Annotated in this window: 1 pseudogene; it reads right to left on the bottom strand. The window is 30.7% G+C overall.

Going from position 1 to position 841, the window contains the following annotated elements:
- Positions 1–413 precede the first annotated feature (413 nt).
- Positions 414–629 (bottom strand): annotated as a pseudogene (locus tag MAGTDC_RS05705) (Hsp70 family protein); the annotation flags it as partial.
- Between the last annotated feature and the right edge of the window lie 212 nt (positions 630–841).

The following is an 841-nucleotide window of genomic DNA, read 5'->3' as shown; positions in this document are numbered from 1 at the left end:
TAATAGTGAATTAAATATCTGCTGTTATCGTAACGCATTAGTTTCTTACAGGTATAATAACAACGGAAACGCTGGATTTCTGTTGTAAGGATTATTATTGCATTACATGTATTTCATATCTGGTTATTCTATATGTTAAGAGGCTTAAATGTCTCAACAAATAATTATTTCTTAAAATGTAATATGTTTGTATTTACATTACATAAACATATAGTATATAATTTTCAAAATGAGAAATATATTTAAAATATCTACTTAAAATTCATGAAATAATATCAAGTGAATAGGAAACCCACAGTACATTTGGTATCATATATTTCTACTCTACTCCATCAACTGAGACACGTAAAATATGGTGTAACCTGTCAGTACTCAACAGTACAGTCATTTGTAACTAATCACAAAGCACCATGTACCTGAATAGTGACGGTGTGCTGGTTGTCTGAAGCTGTTGAGAAAATCTGTGATTTCTTGGTTGGAATAACTGTGTTTCTTGGAATCAATTTTGTCATTACTCCACCAACAGTTTCAATACCTAAGGTGAGAGGATTGACATCCAACAATACAATAGCGTCTGTATCTTGTTCTCCAGACAGAACACCAGCCTGTACTGCTGCTCCATATGCCACCTGTTACATAAAAAAACAAGAAAAACAATGAAAAAGTAACACCTCTTACAATTACAAACAGCTTCAGTTAGTGTTCTGTATTATTTCACCATAAAACTATTTTTAATGTCATACAAAACTTAAATGCCTGTTGTATGTGTGTAATAAAAAAAATTTCTATTTTAAAAAAATGCTCCTGTCATATATACTATTACCACAAAATAATAACAGCA

It is taken from the genome of Candidatus Hodgkinia cicadicola (genome assembly GCF_002774925.1).
Note: the sequence above shows the minus strand (reverse complement) of the source record. Positions and strands in the feature narration are given on the sequence as shown.